Here is a 17,551-nt window from a genome sequence, read left to right on the forward strand (position 1 = left end):
GGGCGCGGCCATGTTCGGCGCATCCTAGCCAGCGATGCGCCATGGTGCGCGGAATTTCCTTCCGCCCGGGGCTGGAAATTTATTCCGGCTTGGCCGGCAGGCCGCGTGGCCATTGGGATGCGCGTTCGCAGACCTCGGCCAGCCATAGGGAAAACGCTTGGGCCGCGCCGCCGGGCGGGCGCGAGATTTCGGTGCACAGGTGGTACTGCGATTCACCCGGGGTCTCGATGTCGAGCACGCGCAGCAATTTGCCCTCGTCGAGCCATTCGGCGGCGAGCGTGCGGCGGGTCAGGGCGATGCCCTGGCCGGCGCGGGCCGCCGCCAGCATCATGCCCAGGTCGACCAGCCAGACGCCGCGGGCGGGCTCGGGCCAGTCCAGTCCCGCCGCGCCCAGCCACGGGCGCCAGGGCTCCATCGGGCAGCGCAGCAGCGCGGCGCGCGCCAGGTCCTGGGGGCGTTCGAACGGGCCATGGGCGTCGCGATAGGCCGGCGAGCACACGGCGAACACGGGGTCGCTGGTCAGGGGGCGGGCATGCAGGCCGGGGTACTTGCCGCTGCCGAAACGGATCCAGACATCGGCGTTGGGCGGCATGATGTCCAGGTAGGGAATGGACAGCATGATCTCCAGCTCGACGTCCGGATGGGCGGCGGTGAAGCCGGGCAGGGCGGGGATCAGCACCTGGCGGGCGAAGGTGGGCGTGGACACGACCCGCAGGGGTTCCAGCTTGGGTTCGCCGCGCTTGTGCAGCGAGGCGTCCGACAGCAGGTCGAGCGCCGTGCGCACCTGTTCCAGGTATTCGCGCCCGGCGGCGCTCAGGGTGGCGCCGCGGCTGCTGCGGATGAACAGGGTGACATCCAGTTGCGCCTCCAGCGCGGCGATGCGCTTGCCGATGGCGCTGGCGGTAACGAACAGTTCTTCGCTGGCGCGCTCGAACGAGCCGAGCCGGGCGGCCGCCTCGAAGGCCTGGATGGCGGCCAGCGGCGGCAGGCGCACGTCTTTGGAGGGAGAGGGTCCGCGCATGATCGTCTGGCGGGCCGGCCATGCGCCCGACGAAAGAGTGGCAACCCGGCGATTATAAAAGTGCTGGGCCCGGCAGTCCGTCCCCGTATTCCCTTAGCACCTGGGCGATGACCACCCGGTAGCCGTCCAGCCAGCGCGACTGCGCGGCCTTGGCCTGCTGGTGGGCAGGGTGGCGGATCAGGGCTTCCAGGGCTTCAAGCGATTCCCAGTAGTAGACATTGGCGTACAGGCCGCGGGCGGGATCTTCCCAGGCTTCCTCGCCCAGGTAGCCCGGGGTGGTCCGCGCCGCCGTGGCGATGGCCTGGTCGAGGCGGTGGAAGTCGTCGTCGAACTGCTTCTTGGCGAAGATGAAGGTGGCGGTGTAGCGCGCCGGCCCCGCGTGGGCGGGGCCGGCCGGACAGGCGGCGTCGGGCATGGCCGTCAGACGCCCTTGACCGCCAGGCTGATCGCCAGGCCGGCCATGACCACGGCGATGACGCCGTCCAGCACGCGCCAGGCCGAGGCGCTGGCGAAGAAGCGCGCGAACAGGCGCGACCCGATGCCCAGCACGGCCAGCCACAGCAGGCTGGCGGTGAAGGCGCCGGCGGCGAACGCCATGCGGGCGTCGTCGAAGCCGTGGGCCAGCGAGCCCACCACCACCATGTCGAGCCAGAAATGCGGGTTCAGCAGCGAAAAGCCCAGCGCGCCCAGCATCGCGGCGCGGCGCGAGGGCACCACGTCGCGCGCGGCGGCCAGACCGCCGGTGGCGGTCCAGGCGCGGCGCGCCGACTGCAGCGCGTACCACGACAGGAACGCCACGCCGAACCACAGCACCGCGGTGGTCAGCCACGGGAACCAGGCGGTCAGGGCCTGCAGGCCCGAGACGCTGGCGAAGATGAAGATGGCGTCGATCAGCGCGCAGATGGCGACCACGGACAGCAGGTGCGCGCGCATCAATCCCTGGCGCAGGATGAACGCGCTTTGCGCGCCGACGACGGCGAACAGGCCCAGCCCGGTGGCCGTGCCGCTGGCCCAGGCGGTGAGGAAGAGGGGGGATGACAACGTGGCGAACATGACGCGAACCTTTTGACTGCAACGCCTTGTGGTGGCGCTTGGGATACCGGGCCGGCAGCGTCGCGCATACCGGCAATGCAACATTTTCGCTTGCCGCCAATATGAAATACAGCTAATTTTCCTTCACTATCTTAAGTAAAACTAATCCTATGAAGATCGATCATGGCAACCTGCGCGCCCTGGCCGCGGTGGTGCGCGAAGGCAGTTTCGAACGGGCCGCGCTGGCGTTGAGCGTGACGCCGTCGGCGGTGTCGCAGCGGATCAAGGCGCTCGAAGACCGCATGGGCCGGCTGCTGGTCCAGCGCACCGTGCCGGCCGCGGCCACCGGCGATGGCCAGGTGCTGGTGCAGCTGGCCGAGCAGACCGCGCTGTTGGAGCACGACGCGCTGAACCGGCTGGGCGTGGCGGACGACGACGTACCGCACGCCAGCATCCCCATCGCGGTCAACCACGACAGCCTTGAGACCTGGTTCGTCGACGCGGCGCTGCAGTTCTCCAGCCGCACCCGCGCCACGCTCGACATGCAGTCCGAAGACCAGGACCACACCGCCGCGCTGCTGCGCAACGGCTCGGTGCTGGGCGCGGTGACGACGCTGGCCGACCCGGTGCAGGGCTGCCGCATTCATGCGCTGGGCAGCATGCGCTATGTGGCGACGTGCACGCCGGCCTTCCACAAACGCTATTTCGCGCAGGGCGTGAACGCGCAGACGCTGGCGCAGGCGCCGGTGCTGGTGTTCAACCGCAAGGACGCGCTGCAGGCCCGCTTCGCCCACAAGATCTCCGACCCCGCGCCGTGGCAACCGCCGGTCTGGTGGGTGCCGTCCACCCGCGCCTTCGTGCAGGCGACGTTGGGCGGGCTGGGCTGGACCATGAATCCGCTGCCGCTGGTGCAGGAGCACCTTGACGCAGGTCATCTGGTGCTGCTGCGGGGGCGCGCCTGGGAGGACGTGCCGCTGTATTGGCAGCATTGGCGGGTAAACTCCGAAGCGATGGAAGCCTTGACGGATTCGGTCCTGTCAGCCGCCCGCAGCCTGGTCCGGCGGCGTTAACCCCATAGGAGAACACCCCATGAACATCCGCAAGTTCGCCGCTGTCGCCGTCCTGGGCCTGTGCGCGGCCGGTTCGGCCTGGGCCAAGGACTACAAGGTCGGCGAGGTCGAGATCGATGATCTCTGGGTGCGCGCGTCCGCCCCGGGCCAGTCCAACGGCGCCGGCTACATGGACATCGACAACGAGGCCAAGACGGCCGACCGCCTGCTGTCGATCTCTTCCGACGCCGCCGAGCGCGTCGAGCTGCATACGGTCGAAACCGCCAACGGCGTGGCCAAGATGCGCCAGGTCGAGGGCGGCATCGCGCTGCCGGCCAACGGCGAGGTCAAGCTGTCCCCGGGCGGCTACCACGTCATGTTCATCAAGCTGAAGGCGCCGTTCGCCGAGGGCGCCACGGTGCCGGCCACGCTGAAGTTCGAGAAGGCGGGCGAGGTGGCGGTGCAGTTCAAGGTCAAGCCGGCTTCGCACAATCCCGGCATGAGCCACGATCACGGCGCGATGAAGCACTGATCCCGCCAGGCGGTCCGGAATAAAGCAAGGCGGCAGGCTGTTCGAGCCTGCCGCCTTGCTTTTGCCGCCAGCCGGCGCACGGGGCGCCGGCTTGTCGATCAGTACAGCCCTTGCTGGCGCATCGCGTCCGCGACCTTGACGAAGCCGGCGATGTTGGCGCCGTCCAGGTAGTTCACGTATTCGCGCTCGCTGTGGCCGTGGCGCACGCAGTTCTCGTGGATGTCGCGCATGATGGCGTGCAGGCGCGCGTCCACTTCCTCGCGGGTCCAGGCCAGGCGGGCCGAGTTCTGGGCCATTTCCAGGCCCGACACGGCCACGCCGCCGGCGTTGCTGGCCTTGCCCGGAGCGTACAGCACGCGGGCGGCGATGAAGGCCTTGGCGGCGTCCAGGGTGGCGGGCATGTTGGCGCCTTCGGCCACGCACTGCACGCCGTTCTTGATCAGCGTCTGGGCGTCTGCCAGTTCCAGTTCGTTCTGGGTGGCGCAGGGCAGTGCCACATCGACCGGCACGTGCCAGGGGCGCTTGCCGGGTTCATAGACCAGGCCGAATTGGCGGGCGTAGGTGTCCAGGCGGCCGCGCAGGTCGTTCTTGACGTGCATCAGCGCCACCAGCTTCTCATGGTTGAAGCCGGCTTCGTCAACCACCGTGCCGTTCGAGTCGGACACCGTCACGACCTTGGCGCCCAGCGCCATGGCCTTCTCGATGGCGTACTGGGCCACGTTGCCCGAGCCCGAGACCGACACGCGCAGGCCGTCGAACGACTTGCCGACGCGCTTGAGCATTTCCTCGGCGAAGTAGACGGTGCCGTAGCCGGTGGCTTCGGGGCGGATCAGGCTGCCGCCGAAGGTCAGGCCCTTGCCGGTGAAGACGCTGGCGGTGGAGTTCGACAGCTTCTTCATCATGCCGGCCATGAAGCCGACTTCACGCGCGCCCACGCCGATGTCGCCGGCCGGCACGTCGGTGTCCGGACCCAGGTGACGGTACAACTCGATCATCAGGGCCTGGCAGAAGCGCATGACTTCGGCGTCGGACTTGCCCTTGGGGTCGAAGTCGGAACCGCCCTTGCCGCCGCCCATGGGCAGCGTGGTCAGCGAGTTCTTCAGGGTCTGCTCGAACGCCAGGAACTTCAGGATCGACAGGTTCACCGAGGGGTGGAAACGCATGCCGCCCTTGAACGGGCCGATGGCCGAGCTGTGCTGGATGCGGAAAGCGCGGTTGACCTGCGCCTGACCCTTGTCGTCGGTCCAACACACGCGGAACTGGATCACGCGTTCCGGCTCCACCAGGCGCTCGAGCAGGGCGTGCTCGGCGTAGTGGGGGTGCTTTTCGATGAAAGGCCACAGGCTCAGCATCACCTCCTGGACGGCTTGCATGAATTCCGGTTGCTGCGGATCGCGCGCGGCGACGCTACGCAGGAAGTCGTCCAGACGCTGCACTTTCAACATGATCTCCTTGGGGGTGCTTCGAATGAGTGCGGAGATGCGCTGTTTTGGGGCGTCGGCTCTCCGAATTGGTGCAAAGCGCACCGGCTTGGTGCGAGATTGTAGGGCCAATTTGTTGCCCTGCGCAAAGCCGAAAATTACGCCATCACCTTGATATCAAAGCACTTTTTTCTAATTTTATTGGGGACGCATTTGGCTTTGACGAGTGGGCGGAGGACCCGAGGCTTCATAGGAGAAGCCATGAGGCATTGAATTCACAGGGAAAATTAATACGTCCCCGATATTTATGGAATCTTGGAAGCGGTGCGGGATCGCCACCTCATAGGGGAATCCAGCCTTTTGGCGGGATATGGTCCTCATCTTGCGGGGCCAGATCCGCTTTATACGTCCCTAATTATATTTTGAGCCGGATCATGCTCGGGCGGCGGAATCCGTCTTCCGCCGCCCGCGTCTTCAGAGCGTCGCGTCGTAGTCGATGGTCAGCGGCGCGTGGTCGGAAAAGCGTTCGTCCTTGTAGATGGCGACGCTGCGCGCGCGGGCGGCGATGCCCGGCGTGGCGATCTGGTAGTCGATGCGCCACCCGACGTTCTTGGCCCAGGCCTGGCCGCGGTTGCTCCACCAGGTGTATTGGTCGGGACGGTCGTCGATGGTGCGGAACACGTCGACGAAGCCGCGCTTGTCGAACACGTCGGTCAGCCAGGCGCGTTCCTCGGGCAGGAAACCGGAGTTCTTCAGGTTGCCCTTCCAGTTCTTGAGGTCGATTTCCTTGTGGGCGATGTTCCAGTCGCCGCAGATGATGAATTCGCGGCCGGTCTTCTTGTGTTCGTGCATCAGCTCGTCGATCCACGGGCCGAAACGGTCCAGGAAGCGGTATTTGGCCTGCTGGCGTTCGTCACCGCTGGAGCCCGACGGCAGGTAGGCGCTGATGACGGACAGGTTCTTCCAGTCGGCGCGGATGACGCGGCCTTCGGGGTCGAATTCTTCGCAACCCAGGCCGATGTTGACGCGCTCGGCCGCGTCGCGCAGGTAGATGCCGACGCCGCTGTAGCCCTTTTTGACGGCGTGGTGGAAGTGGCCGGTGTAGCCGGGAGGGTGGCGCAGGTCTTCAGTCAGGTCCTCGTCCGACACCTTGATTTCCTGCAGGCACAGCACGTCGGCGGCGTGCTTCTCCATCCAGGGTTGCAGGCCCTTGCGGAAGGCGGACCGGATGCCATTGAGGTTGATCGACGTGATGCGCAGCAAAGCGGGACTCCTGTAGAGCGGCCGGAAACGGCCGGAACAATGCCAGGAATTTAACCGACTCGACGACGTTGCCCGGGAATAGCCCCGACAACGGATAAAATGCCGGGGTTTGCCACCTCTCGGATCCTCCTCGCATGTCTGCCGCCCACGCCGCCTCCGCCACCTCGCTTGATTTTGTCCGCTTCGCCCTGAACGAAGGCGTGCTGCGCTTCGGCAGCTTCAAGGTCAAGTCCGGCCGTATCAGTCCCTATTTCTTTAACGCGGGCCTGTTCAACAGCGGTGGTTCGGTCGGCAAGCTGGCGGGCTTCTACGCCCAGGCGCTGCTGGACTCGGGCGTGGCCTTCGACATGCTGTTCGGCCCGGCCTACAAGGGCATTCCCCTGGCGACGGCCACCGCCGTCGCGCTGGCCGGCCATCCGGCGATGCAGGGCCGCAGCGACGTGCCGTTCGCCTACAACCGCAAGGAAGCCAAGGACCACGGCGAAGGCGGCACCCTGGTGGGCGCGCCGCTCAAGGGCAAGGTCGTCATCATCGACGACGTGATCACCGCGGGCACCTCGGTGCGTGAGTCGGTGGAGATCATCCGCAACGCCGGCGCCGAGCCGGCGGCCGTGCTGATCGCCATGGACCGCATGGAACGCGCGGGTGCCGACGACGCGCTGTCGGCGCACTCGGCGGTGCAGGACGTGGCCAAGACCTACGGCATCCCGGTGGTGGCGATTGCCTCGCTGGCGGACATCATGGCGCTGCTGCAGGACGACGCCGCGTTTGCCGAACACCGCGATGCGGTGCAGGCCTACCGGACGAAGTACGGGGTGAAGTAAGCGCGAGTCCGGCAAGGCAGTGCCGGCCGCCGTATCGCAGGACAGGTTCTTCGAGCCTGTGGGCTGGTTCATGCCCGACGACCAACACGCCGCTCGCCTGGGCCGCCTGCGCCAGACGTTTGTCGAACGTGGCCAGCGCGGCGCCGCGCCATAGCGCGAGTTCCAGGTACGAGGCGTCATAGATGGTAAGCCCGTGTTCGCGGGCGAGCTGCTCGCATTGAGGCAGCCAGGCGGTAGAAGGGCGCGATTCGTTGACGACGGGCACGCTGTTCAGCACGGCAGAGAATTTGGCCAGTGTGGCTGCCGTGGCCTGCTGCTGCCGCTCGACGCGCAAGGCGCCTTGAGCCACTTCCATTGGCCAGATCTGCGGGACCAGGACGGCTTCGCCGTTCAGGTCGTCCAGGATGGCAAACGCCTGTTCGCTGCAGGTTTGGCTGGGCAATCGCAGCCAGCTCAACGCGACCGAGGCATCGAGCACGAGCTTCATTCGCGGATCCCTTTGACGGCATACCACCAGGTGGCTTCGTCGGTGTACGGGATGCCCGGGAACCGTTTCAGTTCTTCTATCGCATTGTGACCCGCCTCGGTCATCAGGGGATTGACCCGCCTGAGCTGCGCTTGCGCCAGACCGTCCTGGGTGATGACAACGAACACGCCATCGTTTGCGGCCTGGATCATTTCGTCGAGCCGGTCCGCAACTTGTTCGCGTGGGATGGATAGGTAGGGGGCGTTCATGGCCAAATCTCCAGTCGAAATCGACCGGATCATTCTTGGCCAAACAAAAGGCCGCGACAAGATGCCGCGGCCCTAGGAGGGGTCTGATCTTGCACGCCGCCCCGAGGTCGGGACGGCGCAGGGAGATCAGTTGTCCAGCTTCTGCTTGAGCAGGTCGTTGACCTGCTGCGGATTGGCCTTGCCGCGCGCGGCCTTCATGATCTGGCCGACCAGCGAGTTGAACGCCTTCTGCTTGCCGGCGCGGTATTCCTCGACGATGGCCGGATTGGCCGCCAGCACCTCGTCGATCATGGCGCCGATGGCGCCGGTGTCGCTGATCTGCTTGAGGCCGCGGGCATCGATGATGGCGTCGGGCTGGCCGCCGTTTTCGCCGGCCCACATGGCGCCGAACACTTCACGCGCGATCTTGTTGGAGATGGTGCCGTCGATGATGCGGTTGATCAGCGCGGCCAGGGCCGGCGCCTGCACCGGCGCCGCGGCGATGGCCTTTTCTTCCTTGTTCAGGGTGGCGGCCACTTCGCCCATGATCCAGTTGGCGGCCAACTTGGCCTGGCCGGCCGGCAGCGCGTGCGCCACGGCTTCGAAGTAGGCGGCCAGGTCGCGGCTGACGGTCAGCTGGGCGGCGTCGTAGGCCGGCAGGCCGTATTCGGATTCGAAGCGGGCGCGCTGGGCGGCCGGCAGCTCGGGCATGGCGGCGCGGACCTGGTCCACCCACTCGCGCGAGATCACCAGCGTGGGCAGGTCGGGATCGGGGAAGTAGCGGTAGTCGTGCGCGTCTTCCTTGCTGCGCATGCTGCGGGTCTCGTCGCGGTCGGCGTCGTACAGGCGGGTTTCCTGGACCACGGTGCCGCCGTCCTCGATCAGCTCGATCTGGCGCCGCGCCTCATAGGTGATGGCGCGTTCCAGGAAGCGGAACGAGTTGACGTTCTTGATCTCGGTGCGGGTGCCGAATTCCTTCTGGCCGACCGGGCGCACCGAGACGTTGGCGTCGCAGCGGAACGAGCCTTCCTGCATGTTGCCGTCGCAGATGCCGAGCCACACCACCAGGCTGTGCAGGGCGCGGGCATAGGACACGGCCTCGGCGGCCGAGCGCATTTCCGGTTCGGTGACGATTTCCAGCAGCGGCGTGCCGGCGCGGTTCAGGTCGATGCCGCTGGCCGGCGCGCCGTTGGCCAGGGCGAAGTTGTCGTGCGACGACTTGCCCGCGTCCTCTTCCAGGTGGGCGCGCGTCAGGTTGACGGTCTTCTCTTCCTCGCCGACGAAGAACGACAGCGAGCCGCCCACCACCACCGGCAGCTCGTACTGGCTGATCTGGTAGCCCTTGGGCAGGTCGGGGTAGAAGTAGTTCTTGCGCGCGAACACCGAGCGCGGCGCGATCTCGGCGCCGACCGCCAGGCCGAAGCGGATGGCGCGTTCGGCGGCGCCGCGGTTCATGACCGGCAGGCTGCCCGGCAGCGCCAGGTCGACTTCATTGGCGTGGGTGTTGGGCGCGGCGCCGAACTCGGTGCTGCTGCCCGAAAAGATCTTGGAGTCGGTGGAAAGCTGGGTGTGCGTTTCCAGGCCGATGACGATTTCCCAGTTCATGATTAGGCGTCCTGCTGGGCCGGCGTGGCCTTGTGCCACGTCGTGACTTGTTGGTAGCGGTCGGCGATGGCCAGGAGGCGGCCTTCGTCGAAGTAGTTGCCGATGATCTGCAGGCCGACGGGACGGCCAGCGCCGCCGGGCCGCCCCAAGGCGCTGGCAGCCCCCTCGGGGGGCAGCGAGCCTGGCGAGCGTGGGGGCGTCTTTCCTGCGCCGGCGCCGAATCCGCACGGAACCGACATCGCGGGCAGGCCCGCCAGGCTGACGCCCAACGTGTAGACGTCGGCCAGCCAGTCGGCGGTGGGGTCGTCGCGGTTGTCGCCGATGTTCTTGGCCACCGTCGGGGTCACCGGACCCATGATGACGTCGCACTGGCCGGCGAAGGCGCGCTGGAAGTCCTGGGCGATCATGCGGCGCAAACGCTGGGCCTGCAGGTAGTAGGCGTCGTAGTAGCCGTGCGACAGCACGTAGGTGCCGATCAGGATGCGGCGCTTGACCTCGTCGCCGAAGCCTTCGGCGCGCGAGCGGCTGATCATCTCGTTCAGGTCGCCATACTGCGCGGCGCGGTGGCCGTAGCGCACGCCGTCGTAGCGCGCCAGGTTGCTGGACGCTTCGGCGGGGGCGATGACGTAGTAGGCGGGGATGGCCAGTTCGGTGCGCGGCAGCGACACCGGCACGCGCACCGCGCCCAGGGCCTCGAACTGGGCCAGGGCGGCCTGCACCGCGGCGGCCACGTCCGGCGCCAGGCCGGCGCCGAAGTATTCCTCGGGCACGCCGATGCGCAGGCCCTTCAGGGGCTGGCTGCCGGCGGCGTCGAACTTGCCCTGCGCGGCATCGAAATCGCGCCGCACGCGGCCCGGTTCGTTGACGGCGGCGTCGCATTTTTCCAGGCTGGTGGCGTCGCGCGGGTCGAAGCCGCTGATGACGTCCAGCAGTTCGAGCAGGTCGCGGCTGCTGGGGGCCAGCGGGCCGGCCTGGTCCAGGCTGGAGCCGAAGGCGACCATGCCGTAGCGCGAGACGGTGCCGTAGGTCGGCTTGATGCCGCTGACGCCGCACAGCGCGGCGGGCTGGCGCACCGAGCCGCCGGTGTCGGTGCCGGTGGTGGCGGCCACCAGGCGGGCGGCGACGGCGGCGGCCGAACCGCCCGAGGAACCGCCAGGCACGGCGGCCGGATCCCAGGGGTTGCGGACCACGCCGTAGGCCGAGTTTTCGTTGCCCGAGCCCATGGCGAATTCGTCGCAGTTGAGCTTGCCCAGCGACACGGCGCCGGCGGCCTGCAGGCGTTCGACCACGGTGGCGTCGAACGGGCTGACGTAGCCGTCCAGCATCTTGCTGCCGGCGGTGGTGCGCCAGCCGCGGGTGACGAAGGCGTCCTTGTGGGCGATGGGCACGCCCGCCAGCGGGCCGGCAGTGCCGGCGGCCAGCGCGGCGTCGGCGGCGCGGGCCTGGGCCAGCGTCAATTCGGCGTCAATATGTAAGAAGGCGTTCAGGCCGCTGGCCGCGTCGGCGGCCGCCAGCGAGCTTTGCGCCAGCTCGACGGCGCTGACCTGGCGTTGGGCGAGGGCCGCGCGCAGGGCGGCGATCCCCTCGAATTGGGTGTGCAGGGCGGGTTGGGTCATGGCTTAGTCGAGAACCTTGGGGACCAGGAAAAGACCGTCCTGGGCGTCGGGGGCATTGGCCAGCAGCTCTGCGCGGCGGGCCTCCGAGGCGGTTTCGGTCACGGCGTCCTGGCGCAGGCGCAGCACGATGTCTTCGTGGGCCGACAGCGGGTGGGCCAGGGGTTCGACGCCCTGGGTGTCGACGGCCTGCAGCCGTTCGATCAGGTGGAGGATGCCATTGAGCTCGGCCTGCGCGTGTTCGCGCTGGTCCGGGGTCAGTTCGATTCTGGCCAGCTTGGCAATGCGGGCCACATCTGTGTCATTGAGCGCCATGGGGATTGCAAATATCGAGAAGCGGAGGCCGAGGGGCGGGACTGGGCAGTATGCACATGCCAAACCCGTTACAAAGCTTGAATAGCCTGCATTTATGCGCTATTTCCGGGGAAATTATAAGTTATGATTCACGGTTTAATCGCCGTGATGACAGGCGCACCCAGGCTTTCCTGGGCCGTACGCCCCGCGGCATGACCCCAATTCCCCCCAGAATTTAGCTGAGCTCCCATGTTCGGATTCCTGCGCAGTTATTTTTCCAGCGATATGGCGATCGACCTCGGTACCGCCAATACGCTGATCTACGTCCGCGGCAAGGGCATCGTGCTCGATGAGCCCTCCGTGGTCGCTATCCGTCATGAAGGCGGGCCTCACGGCAAGAAAATCATCCAGGCCGTCGGCCAGGAGGCCAAGCAGATGCTCGGCCGCGTGCCCGGCAACATCGAGGCCATCCGGCCCATGAAGGACGGCGTCATCGCCGACTTCACGGTCACCGAGCAGATGCTCAAGCAGTTCATCCGCATGGTGCACCCCCGCAACATGCTGGCGCCCAGCCCGCGCATCATCGTGTGCGTGCCCTGCGGCTCCACCCAGGTTGAACGCCGCGCCATCCGCGAATCGGCCCTCGGCGCTGGCGCCTCGCACGTGTTCCTGATCGAAGAACCCATGGCCGCGGCCATCGGCGCCGGCCTGGCCGTCTCCGACGCCAGCGGCTCCATGGTCGTCGACATCGGCGGCGGCACCACCGAAGTGGCGGTCATCTCGCTGGGCGGCATGGTCTACAAGGGTTCGGTGCGCGTCGGCGGCGACAAGTTCGACGAGGCCATCGTCAACTACATCCGCCGCAACTACGGCATGCTGATCGGCGAACCCACCGCCGAACTCATCAAGAAGGAAATCGGCTCGGCGTTCCCGGGTTCCGAAGTCCGCGAGATCGAGGTCAAGGGTCGCAACCTGGCCGAAGGCGTGCCGCGCAGCTTCACGGTCTCGTCCAACGAGATCCTGGAATCGCTGACCGACCCGCTCAACCAGATCGTCTCGGCCGTCAAGATCGCCCTGGAACAGACCCCGCCCGAACTCGGCGCCGACATCACCGACAAGGGCATCGCCCTGACCGGCGGTGGCGCGCTGCTGCGCGACCTCGACCGCCTGCTGCAGGAAGAAACCGGCCTGCCGGTGGTGGTCGCCGATGATCCCCTGACCTGCGTCGTGCGCGGTTGCGGCGAGGCGCTGGAACACCTTGAGAAACTGGGCGCGATCTTCATCAACGACTAATCCTGCCCGCCAGCCCGGAGCCCCGCTTTTTCACGGCTCCGGCCGCTGCGGGGGCTGCGGGCGCGGGCGCCCGGGCTGAGATTCATGCAACGACAAGGGACTCCCCCCCTATTCAGGCGCGGCCCTCCGGCGGAGGTGCGGCTGGTCATCCTGGTCGTCCTGGCACTGGCTTTGATCATCATGGATTCGCAGTGGCGCATGCTGGAACCGGCGCGCCGCGCGATGTCCGTGGCGCTGTATCCCTTCCAGCGCGCCGTCATGGCGCCGCGCGATCTGGTCCAACAGGTCAACGAGTGGGTCAACGCCGCCAACCTCATCCGCACTGAAAACGAAGCCTTGCAGCGCCAGCGCATCGAGCTGGCCCAGGTGGCCACGCATGCGGCGCAGCTGGCCGCCGAAAACGCGCAATTGCGCCGCCTGCTCGGCGTGACCGATACCGTGGCGCAGTCGGCCGTGGTGGTGGAAGTGCTGTACGAGCCCACCAACGCCTTCAACCAGCGGCTGGTGTTCAACAAGGGCAGCAAGGCCGGCCTGGCGCCGGGCATGCCCGTGATCGACGAAGGCGGCGTGGTCGGCCAGATCGTGCGCGTGACGCCCATGACGGCCGAAGCCGCGCTGGTCACCGACGAGCAGGTGTCCATCCCGGTGCAGCTGCTGCGCAATGGTCTGCGGCTGATCGCCTTTGGCGGGAACTCTCCCGGCAAGATGGAGGTCCGTTACCTCGCGGCCAATGCCGACATCAAGGAAGGCGATACTATCGTCACCAGTGGCGTCGGCGGGCTGTTTCCCGCCGGCCTGCCGGTGGCCAAGGTAACCTCGGTCGAGCGCGATACCGCTTCCGGCTTCGCGCGAGCCGTCTGCGAACCGCTGGCCCACCCTGAACGTTATCGCCACTTCCTGGTCCTGCAGGTGGACGTGGAACGTGCCGAGTCCAACCGTCAGGAGGTCGATTCCGGTGGATCGGACTAATCAACAATCATCCGGGCAACCGCGGCGCCGGCTGGGCACGCCCAGCAACGTGCACCCGGAACGCCTGTCGGGCCCCGCGCACGGGGTCTTCGTCTGGGGCACCATCCTGCTGGTCTGGCTGGTGTCGCTGCTGCCTTGGCGCCTGTGGCAGGGCGCGCCCGACGTCCTGATCCTGATCATCGCCTTCTGGTGCGTGCACGAGCCGCGCCGCGTCGGCCTGTTCACCGCCTTCTGCTTCGGCCTGCTGATGGACGTGCACGACGCCGGCCTGCTCGGCGAGCATGCGTTGTCCTACACCCTGGTTGCCTACGGCGCCGTGGTGCTGCACCGCCGCCTGCAACGTTTCGACCTCTGGAGCCAGGCCATGCACATGCTGCCTGTGTTCCTGATCGCCCGCTTCCTCACCCAGATCATCCACGCCTGGCTGGCCGGCAAATGGCCGGGTTGGGACTGGGGCATCAGCGTGGCCATCACCGCCGCCCTGTGGCCGCTGGCGGGCTGGGTCCTGCACTTGCCGCAGCGCGGTGCCGATGACGCCGAATCTTCCTCCGCCTGACGGCGGCGCCGCGTCACATGTTCGAATTCAAGAAAACCGGCCAGCAGCAAAAGCAGCGCTTCCGCCTGCGCGCCTGGGTGGGCGGCGTGTTCGCGCTGGCCTGCTTCGGCGTGCTGGTGGGCCGGTTCTGGTACCTGCAGGTCGACCGCTACGAGGGCCTGTCCGAGCGCGCCGACCGCAATCGCATCGCCGTGGTGCCGATCCCGCCGCGCCGCGGCGAGATCCTCGACCGCAACGGCGAGGTGCTGGCGCGCAACTACCGCACCTACACGCTTGAAGTGGTGCCGGCCCAGGCCGGCAACATGAACGCGCTGTTCGAGCGGCTGACGCAGGTGGTGTACATCAGCCCGGCCGATCAGCGCCGCTTCAAGCGCCGCGCGGCCGAATCCAGCCGCTACGCCAGCCTGCAGTTGCGCAACAACCTCAACGAGACCGAAGCCGCCTGGTTCGCCGCCCACGCCTTCCAGTTCCCGGGCGTCGAGCTGCGCGCGCGCTGGGTGCGCGAGTATCCGCAAGGCCAGTCCGCCGCCCACGTGGTCGGCTACATCGGCCGTATCGCCGAGGGCGACATCGAGGAACTCGAGCGCGCCGGCCAATTGGGCAACTACCGCGGCACCGACGTCATCGGCAAGAAGGGCATCGAGAAGACCTGGGAAGAAGCGCTGCATGGCCGCACCGGCCTGGAAGAGGTCGAGGTGACCGCGGGCGGCCGTCCCATGCGCACGTTGCGCCGCATCGACCCGGTGCCGGGCTCGGACATCATGCTGTCGATCGACCTGGGCCTGCAGAAAGTGGCCGAGGAAGCCTTCGTGGGCCAGCGCGGCGCGTTGGTGGCGATCGACCCCGACACCGGCGAGGTGCTGGCGTTCGTGTCGCAGCCCTCGTTCGACCCGAACCTGTTCGTCGACGGCATCGACGTGGACAACTGGCGCATGCTGAACGAGTCGCCGGACCACCCGCTGATCAACCGCCCGCTGTACGGCACCTATCCGATCGGCTCGACCTACAAGCCCTTCGTCGGCCTGGCGGCCCTGGAGCTGGGCAAGCGCCGCGCCACCGACCGCATTTCCGATCCCGGCTACTTCGAGTTCGGCGGCCAGAAATTCCGCAACGCCGGCGGCGCCGCCTACGGCATGACCGACATGCACAAGGCCATCGTGGTGTCGTCGGACACGTATTTCTATTCGCTCGGCCCCGAGATCGGCGTGAACGCGCTGCACGATTTCACCAAGCAGTTCGGCTTCGGCCAGATCACCGGCATCGACCTCGAGGGCGAAAAGCGCGGCGTGCTGCCGTCCACCGACTGGAAGCGTTCGGCCTACAAGGACAAGGAACGCCAGCGCTGGTACGCCGGCGAGACCATCTCCGTCGCCGTGGGCCAGGGCTACAACGCCTTTACCCTGCTGCAGCTGGCGCAGGGCACTTCGACCCTGGCCAACGACGGCCTGTATCGCCGGCCGCACCTGGTGCACGCGGTGCGGGACCCGCGCTCGGGCGTGGCCAAGCCCACCGAGTCCGCGCCCGACTACCGCATTCCGCTCAAGCAGGCCAACGTCGACGTCATCAAGAACGCCATGGCCGACGTGGTGCGCGCTGGCACCGCGCGCCGCGCCTTCGCCAACGCGCCCTACCAGGCCGCCGGCAAGACCGGCACGGCCCAGGTGTTCAGCCTGCGCGGCGGCCACTACCGCGCCAGCGCCATCGACGAACGCCTGCGCGACCACGCGCTGTTCATGGGCTTCGCGCCGCTCGAACACCCGCGCATCGCCGTGGCGCTGATCGTCGAGAACGCCGGCTGGGGCGCCAGCGTGGCCGCGCCGGTGGCGCGCAAGGTGTTCGACTACTGGCTGGCCAAGGATCGCCAGGACAAGATCCAGCGCCCTGAGCGCAACGCATCGACGGCCTCGGTCGAAAACATCACCTCCGACCTGGTGCGCCAACAATGAAGCGTCTCGGCCTGATCCTGCTGCGCGTCTTCACGGCCTTCGACTGGCCGCTGCTGGCGATCCTGATGATGTTTGCCGCGCTCGGCCTGACCGTCATGCATTCGGCGGTGGGCGGCACCGACTGGCGTTTTGCCGAGCAGTCGCGCAATTTCATCATCGCTTTCTTCGCCATGTGGACCATGGCGCTGATTCCGCCCAAGTGGCTGATGAAGCTGGCGCTGCCGTTCTACGTGGTCGGCGTGGTGCTGCTGCTGGGCGTGGAATTCTTCGGCGAGACCAGCAAGGGCGCGACGCGCTGGCTCAACCTGGGTGTGACCCGCATCCAGCCGTCCGAGATGATGAAGATCGCCGTGCCCATGATGCTGGCCTGGTACTTCCAGCGCCACGAGGGCGCGGTCCGCATCCGCGACTTCCTGGCCGCCGCCGCGATGCTGGCGGCCCCCTTCGGCCTGATCGTGCTGCAGCCCGACCTGGGCACCGCGCTGCTGGTGTTCGGCGCCGGCTTCTTCGTCATCTACTTCGCCGGTCTGTCGTTCAAGCTGCTGGTCCCGGTCATGCTGGCCGGCATCATCGGCATCGGCACGCTGGTCTACTACGAAGACCAGCTGTGCGAACCGGACGTCAACTGGGTGGTGCTGCACGATTACCAGAAGCACCGCGTCTGCACGCTGCTCAACCCCAGCTCCGACCCGCTCGGCAAGGGCTTCCACACGATCCAGTCGATGATCGCGGTGGGCTCGGGCGGCGTCTACGGCAAGGGCTACATGAAGGGCACGCAGACCCACCTGGACTTCATCCCCGAGCGCACCACGGACTTCATCTTCGCCGTCTACGCCGAGGAATTCGGCCTGTACGGCGGCATCGCCATCCTGGTGCTGTACGGCCTGATGATGGCCCGCGGCCTGACCATCGCTTCGCGCGCATCATCGCAGTTCGGGCGGCTGCTGTCCGGGGCGTTGACGATGATGCTGTTCATTTACGTGTTCGTGAATGTGGGCATGGTGACGGGGATTCTGCCTGTGGTCGGGGTGCCATTGCCGTTCATGAGCTATGGGGGGACAGCCTTGTTCACCATGGGGATTGCGTTTGGGATCATGATGAGCATTAGTCGGCATCGGTCGGTCAAGAGCTGATTTTTTTCTTCGTAGGCCGCCCGGGGCGGTGGGCGCACGGGTGGGCGCGCCTACGATTGCGGTCCGGAGCGTTCGCTCCGGACTTCCCCGTACTCAACCTTGTATGGTGTGGGTGCACCTTCCGCAGTGGGAGGGTGCTGGGGTAGGGACGTGCTCAACCATCAGCCGGTAGCACCCGGACTGCCACAACGAGAGCATCCCACCCCGCCTCACAGCGTCGATAAGGAATCTAGCGGCCTAGGACCGCCGATTGATCGCAAGGTAACGCCCGAGGCGAGGCTACCCC

At 67.1% G+C, this 17,551-nt stretch carries 18 protein-coding genes; 8 read left to right on the top strand and 10 right to left on the bottom strand.

Translation table 11 applies throughout. From position 1 onward, the window contains the following. Positions 1 to 79: 79 nt before the first annotated feature. The 3 genes from H0523_RS14870 to H0523_RS14880 are packed head-to-tail and all read right to left on the bottom strand — an operon-like array spanning position 80 to position 2,074. Positions 80 to 1,021: a LysR substrate-binding domain-containing protein gene (locus H0523_RS14870; protein WP_054430709.1), complete on the bottom strand. Its 942-nt coding sequence runs from the start codon at positions 1,019 to 1,021 to the stop codon at positions 80 to 82. Positions 1,022 to 1,073: 52 nt separating this feature from the next. After that, complete coding sequence (locus H0523_RS14875) at positions 1,074 to 1,436, bottom strand: antibiotic biosynthesis monooxygenase family protein (RefSeq protein WP_054430708.1); 363 nt, start codon at positions 1,434 to 1,436, stop codon at positions 1,074 to 1,076. A gap of 5 nt (positions 1,437 to 1,441) precedes the next feature. After that, the gene (locus tag H0523_RS14880) at positions 1,442 to 2,074 is read right to left on the bottom strand and encodes a LysE/ArgO family amino acid transporter (RefSeq protein ID WP_049076948.1); all 633 of its coding nucleotides are present in this window, start codon (positions 2,072 to 2,074) and stop codon (positions 1,442 to 1,444) included. A 149-nt stretch (positions 2,075 to 2,223) separates the two neighbouring features. Between H0523_RS14880 and H0523_RS14885 the strand changes: the two genes are divergently transcribed. Next, positions 2,224 to 3,123 carry a LysR family transcriptional regulator ArgP gene (locus tag H0523_RS14885; protein ID WP_006391839.1) on the top strand — a complete coding sequence of 300 codons (900 nt, stop codon included), beginning with the start codon at positions 2,224 to 2,226 and terminating at the stop codon, positions 3,121 to 3,123. A 19-nt stretch (positions 3,124 to 3,142) separates the two neighbouring features. After that, the gene (locus H0523_RS14890) at positions 3,143 to 3,634 is read left to right on the top strand and encodes a copper chaperone PCu(A)C (protein WP_054430707.1); all 492 of its coding nucleotides are present in this window, start codon (positions 3,143 to 3,145) and stop codon (positions 3,632 to 3,634) included. A gap of 98 nt (positions 3,635 to 3,732) precedes the next feature. On the opposite strand, the gene gdhA is transcribed toward H0523_RS14890, so the two are convergent. Both gdhA and H0523_RS14900 read right to left on the bottom strand, forming a co-directional pair. Beyond that, on the bottom strand, positions 3,733 to 5,079 hold the full coding sequence (gene gdhA / locus H0523_RS14895) for an NADP-specific glutamate dehydrogenase (protein ID WP_054430706.1): 1,347 nt from the start codon (positions 5,077 to 5,079) through the stop codon (positions 3,733 to 3,735). A 450-nt stretch (positions 5,080 to 5,529) separates the two neighbouring features. Next, on the bottom strand, positions 5,530 to 6,318 hold the full coding sequence (locus H0523_RS14900; protein WP_054430705.1) for an exodeoxyribonuclease III: 789 nt from the start codon (positions 6,316 to 6,318) through the stop codon (positions 5,530 to 5,532). 134 nt (positions 6,319 to 6,452) lie between these two features. On the opposite strand from H0523_RS14900, the gene pyrE reads away from it, so the two are divergent. Beyond that, positions 6,453 to 7,142, top strand: coding sequence for an orotate phosphoribosyltransferase (gene pyrE, locus H0523_RS14905; RefSeq protein ID WP_054430704.1), 690 nt, complete (start codon positions 6,453 to 6,455; stop codon positions 7,140 to 7,142). Here pyrE and H0523_RS14910 read toward each other — a convergent pair. From H0523_RS14910 to gatC, 5 genes are all read right to left on the bottom strand, one after another. Further along, positions 7,057 to 7,629 carry a type II toxin-antitoxin system VapC family toxin gene (locus tag H0523_RS14910; RefSeq protein ID WP_082385599.1) on the bottom strand — a complete coding sequence of 191 codons (573 nt, stop codon included), beginning with the start codon at positions 7,627 to 7,629 and terminating at the stop codon, positions 7,057 to 7,059. The two genes, pyrE and H0523_RS14910, sit on opposite strands and share 86 nt — an antisense overlap. Next, positions 7,626 to 7,877: a hypothetical protein gene (locus H0523_RS14915; protein ID WP_054430703.1), complete on the bottom strand. Its 252-nt coding sequence runs from the start codon at positions 7,875 to 7,877 to the stop codon at positions 7,626 to 7,628. Before H0523_RS14915 ends, H0523_RS14910 begins: the two co-directional genes overlap by 4 nt. Before the next feature lie 126 nt (positions 7,878 to 8,003). Continuing rightward, positions 8,004 to 9,461 carry an Asp-tRNA(Asn)/Glu-tRNA(Gln) amidotransferase subunit GatB gene (gene gatB, locus H0523_RS14920; protein ID WP_054430702.1) on the bottom strand — a complete coding sequence of 486 codons (1,458 nt, stop codon included), beginning with the start codon at positions 9,459 to 9,461 and terminating at the stop codon, positions 8,004 to 8,006. A 2-nt stretch (positions 9,462 to 9,463) separates the two neighbouring features. Beyond that, positions 9,464 to 11,077 carry an Asp-tRNA(Asn)/Glu-tRNA(Gln) amidotransferase subunit GatA gene (gene gatA / locus H0523_RS14925; RefSeq protein WP_054430701.1) on the bottom strand — a complete coding sequence of 538 codons (1,614 nt, stop codon included), beginning with the start codon at positions 11,075 to 11,077 and terminating at the stop codon, positions 9,464 to 9,466. Positions 11,078 to 11,080: 3 nt separating this feature from the next. Next, complete coding sequence (gatC, locus tag H0523_RS14930) at positions 11,081 to 11,389, bottom strand: Asp-tRNA(Asn)/Glu-tRNA(Gln) amidotransferase subunit GatC (RefSeq protein ID WP_054430700.1); 309 nt, start codon at positions 11,387 to 11,389, stop codon at positions 11,081 to 11,083. Between the two features lie 228 nt (positions 11,390 to 11,617). Here gatC and H0523_RS14935 point away from each other — a divergent pair, with 228 nt between their 5' ends. From H0523_RS14935 to rodA, 5 genes are all read left to right on the top strand, one after another. Beyond that, positions 11,618 to 12,661 carry a rod shape-determining protein gene (locus H0523_RS14935; RefSeq protein WP_006391829.1) on the top strand — a complete coding sequence of 348 codons (1,044 nt, stop codon included), beginning with the start codon at positions 11,618 to 11,620 and terminating at the stop codon, positions 12,659 to 12,661. Between the two features lie 84 nt (positions 12,662 to 12,745). Continuing rightward, on the top strand, positions 12,746 to 13,630 hold the full coding sequence (mreC, locus tag H0523_RS14940; RefSeq protein ID WP_049076925.1) for a rod shape-determining protein MreC: 885 nt from the start codon (positions 12,746 to 12,748) through the stop codon (positions 13,628 to 13,630). A gap of 49 nt (positions 13,631 to 13,679) precedes the next feature. Continuing rightward, on the top strand, positions 13,680 to 14,186 hold the full coding sequence (gene mreD / locus H0523_RS14945; RefSeq protein WP_371741539.1) for a rod shape-determining protein MreD: 507 nt from the start codon (positions 13,680 to 13,682) through the stop codon (positions 14,184 to 14,186). A 17-nt stretch (positions 14,187 to 14,203) separates the two neighbouring features. Further along, on the top strand, positions 14,204 to 16,132 hold the full coding sequence (gene mrdA / locus H0523_RS14950) for a penicillin-binding protein 2 (protein WP_054430698.1): 1,929 nt from the start codon (positions 14,204 to 14,206) through the stop codon (positions 16,130 to 16,132). Then, entirely contained in the window at positions 16,129 to 17,265 is a 1,137-nt protein-coding gene (rodA, locus tag H0523_RS14955; protein WP_049076918.1) for a rod shape-determining protein RodA, read from the top strand. Before mrdA ends, rodA begins: the two co-directional genes overlap by 4 nt. Positions 17,266 to 17,551: the final 286 nt, after the last annotated feature.

Source organism: Achromobacter insuavis (assembly GCF_902859645.1).
Taxonomy (GTDB): domain Bacteria; phylum Pseudomonadota; class Gammaproteobacteria; order Burkholderiales; family Burkholderiaceae_B; genus Achromobacter; species Achromobacter insuavis.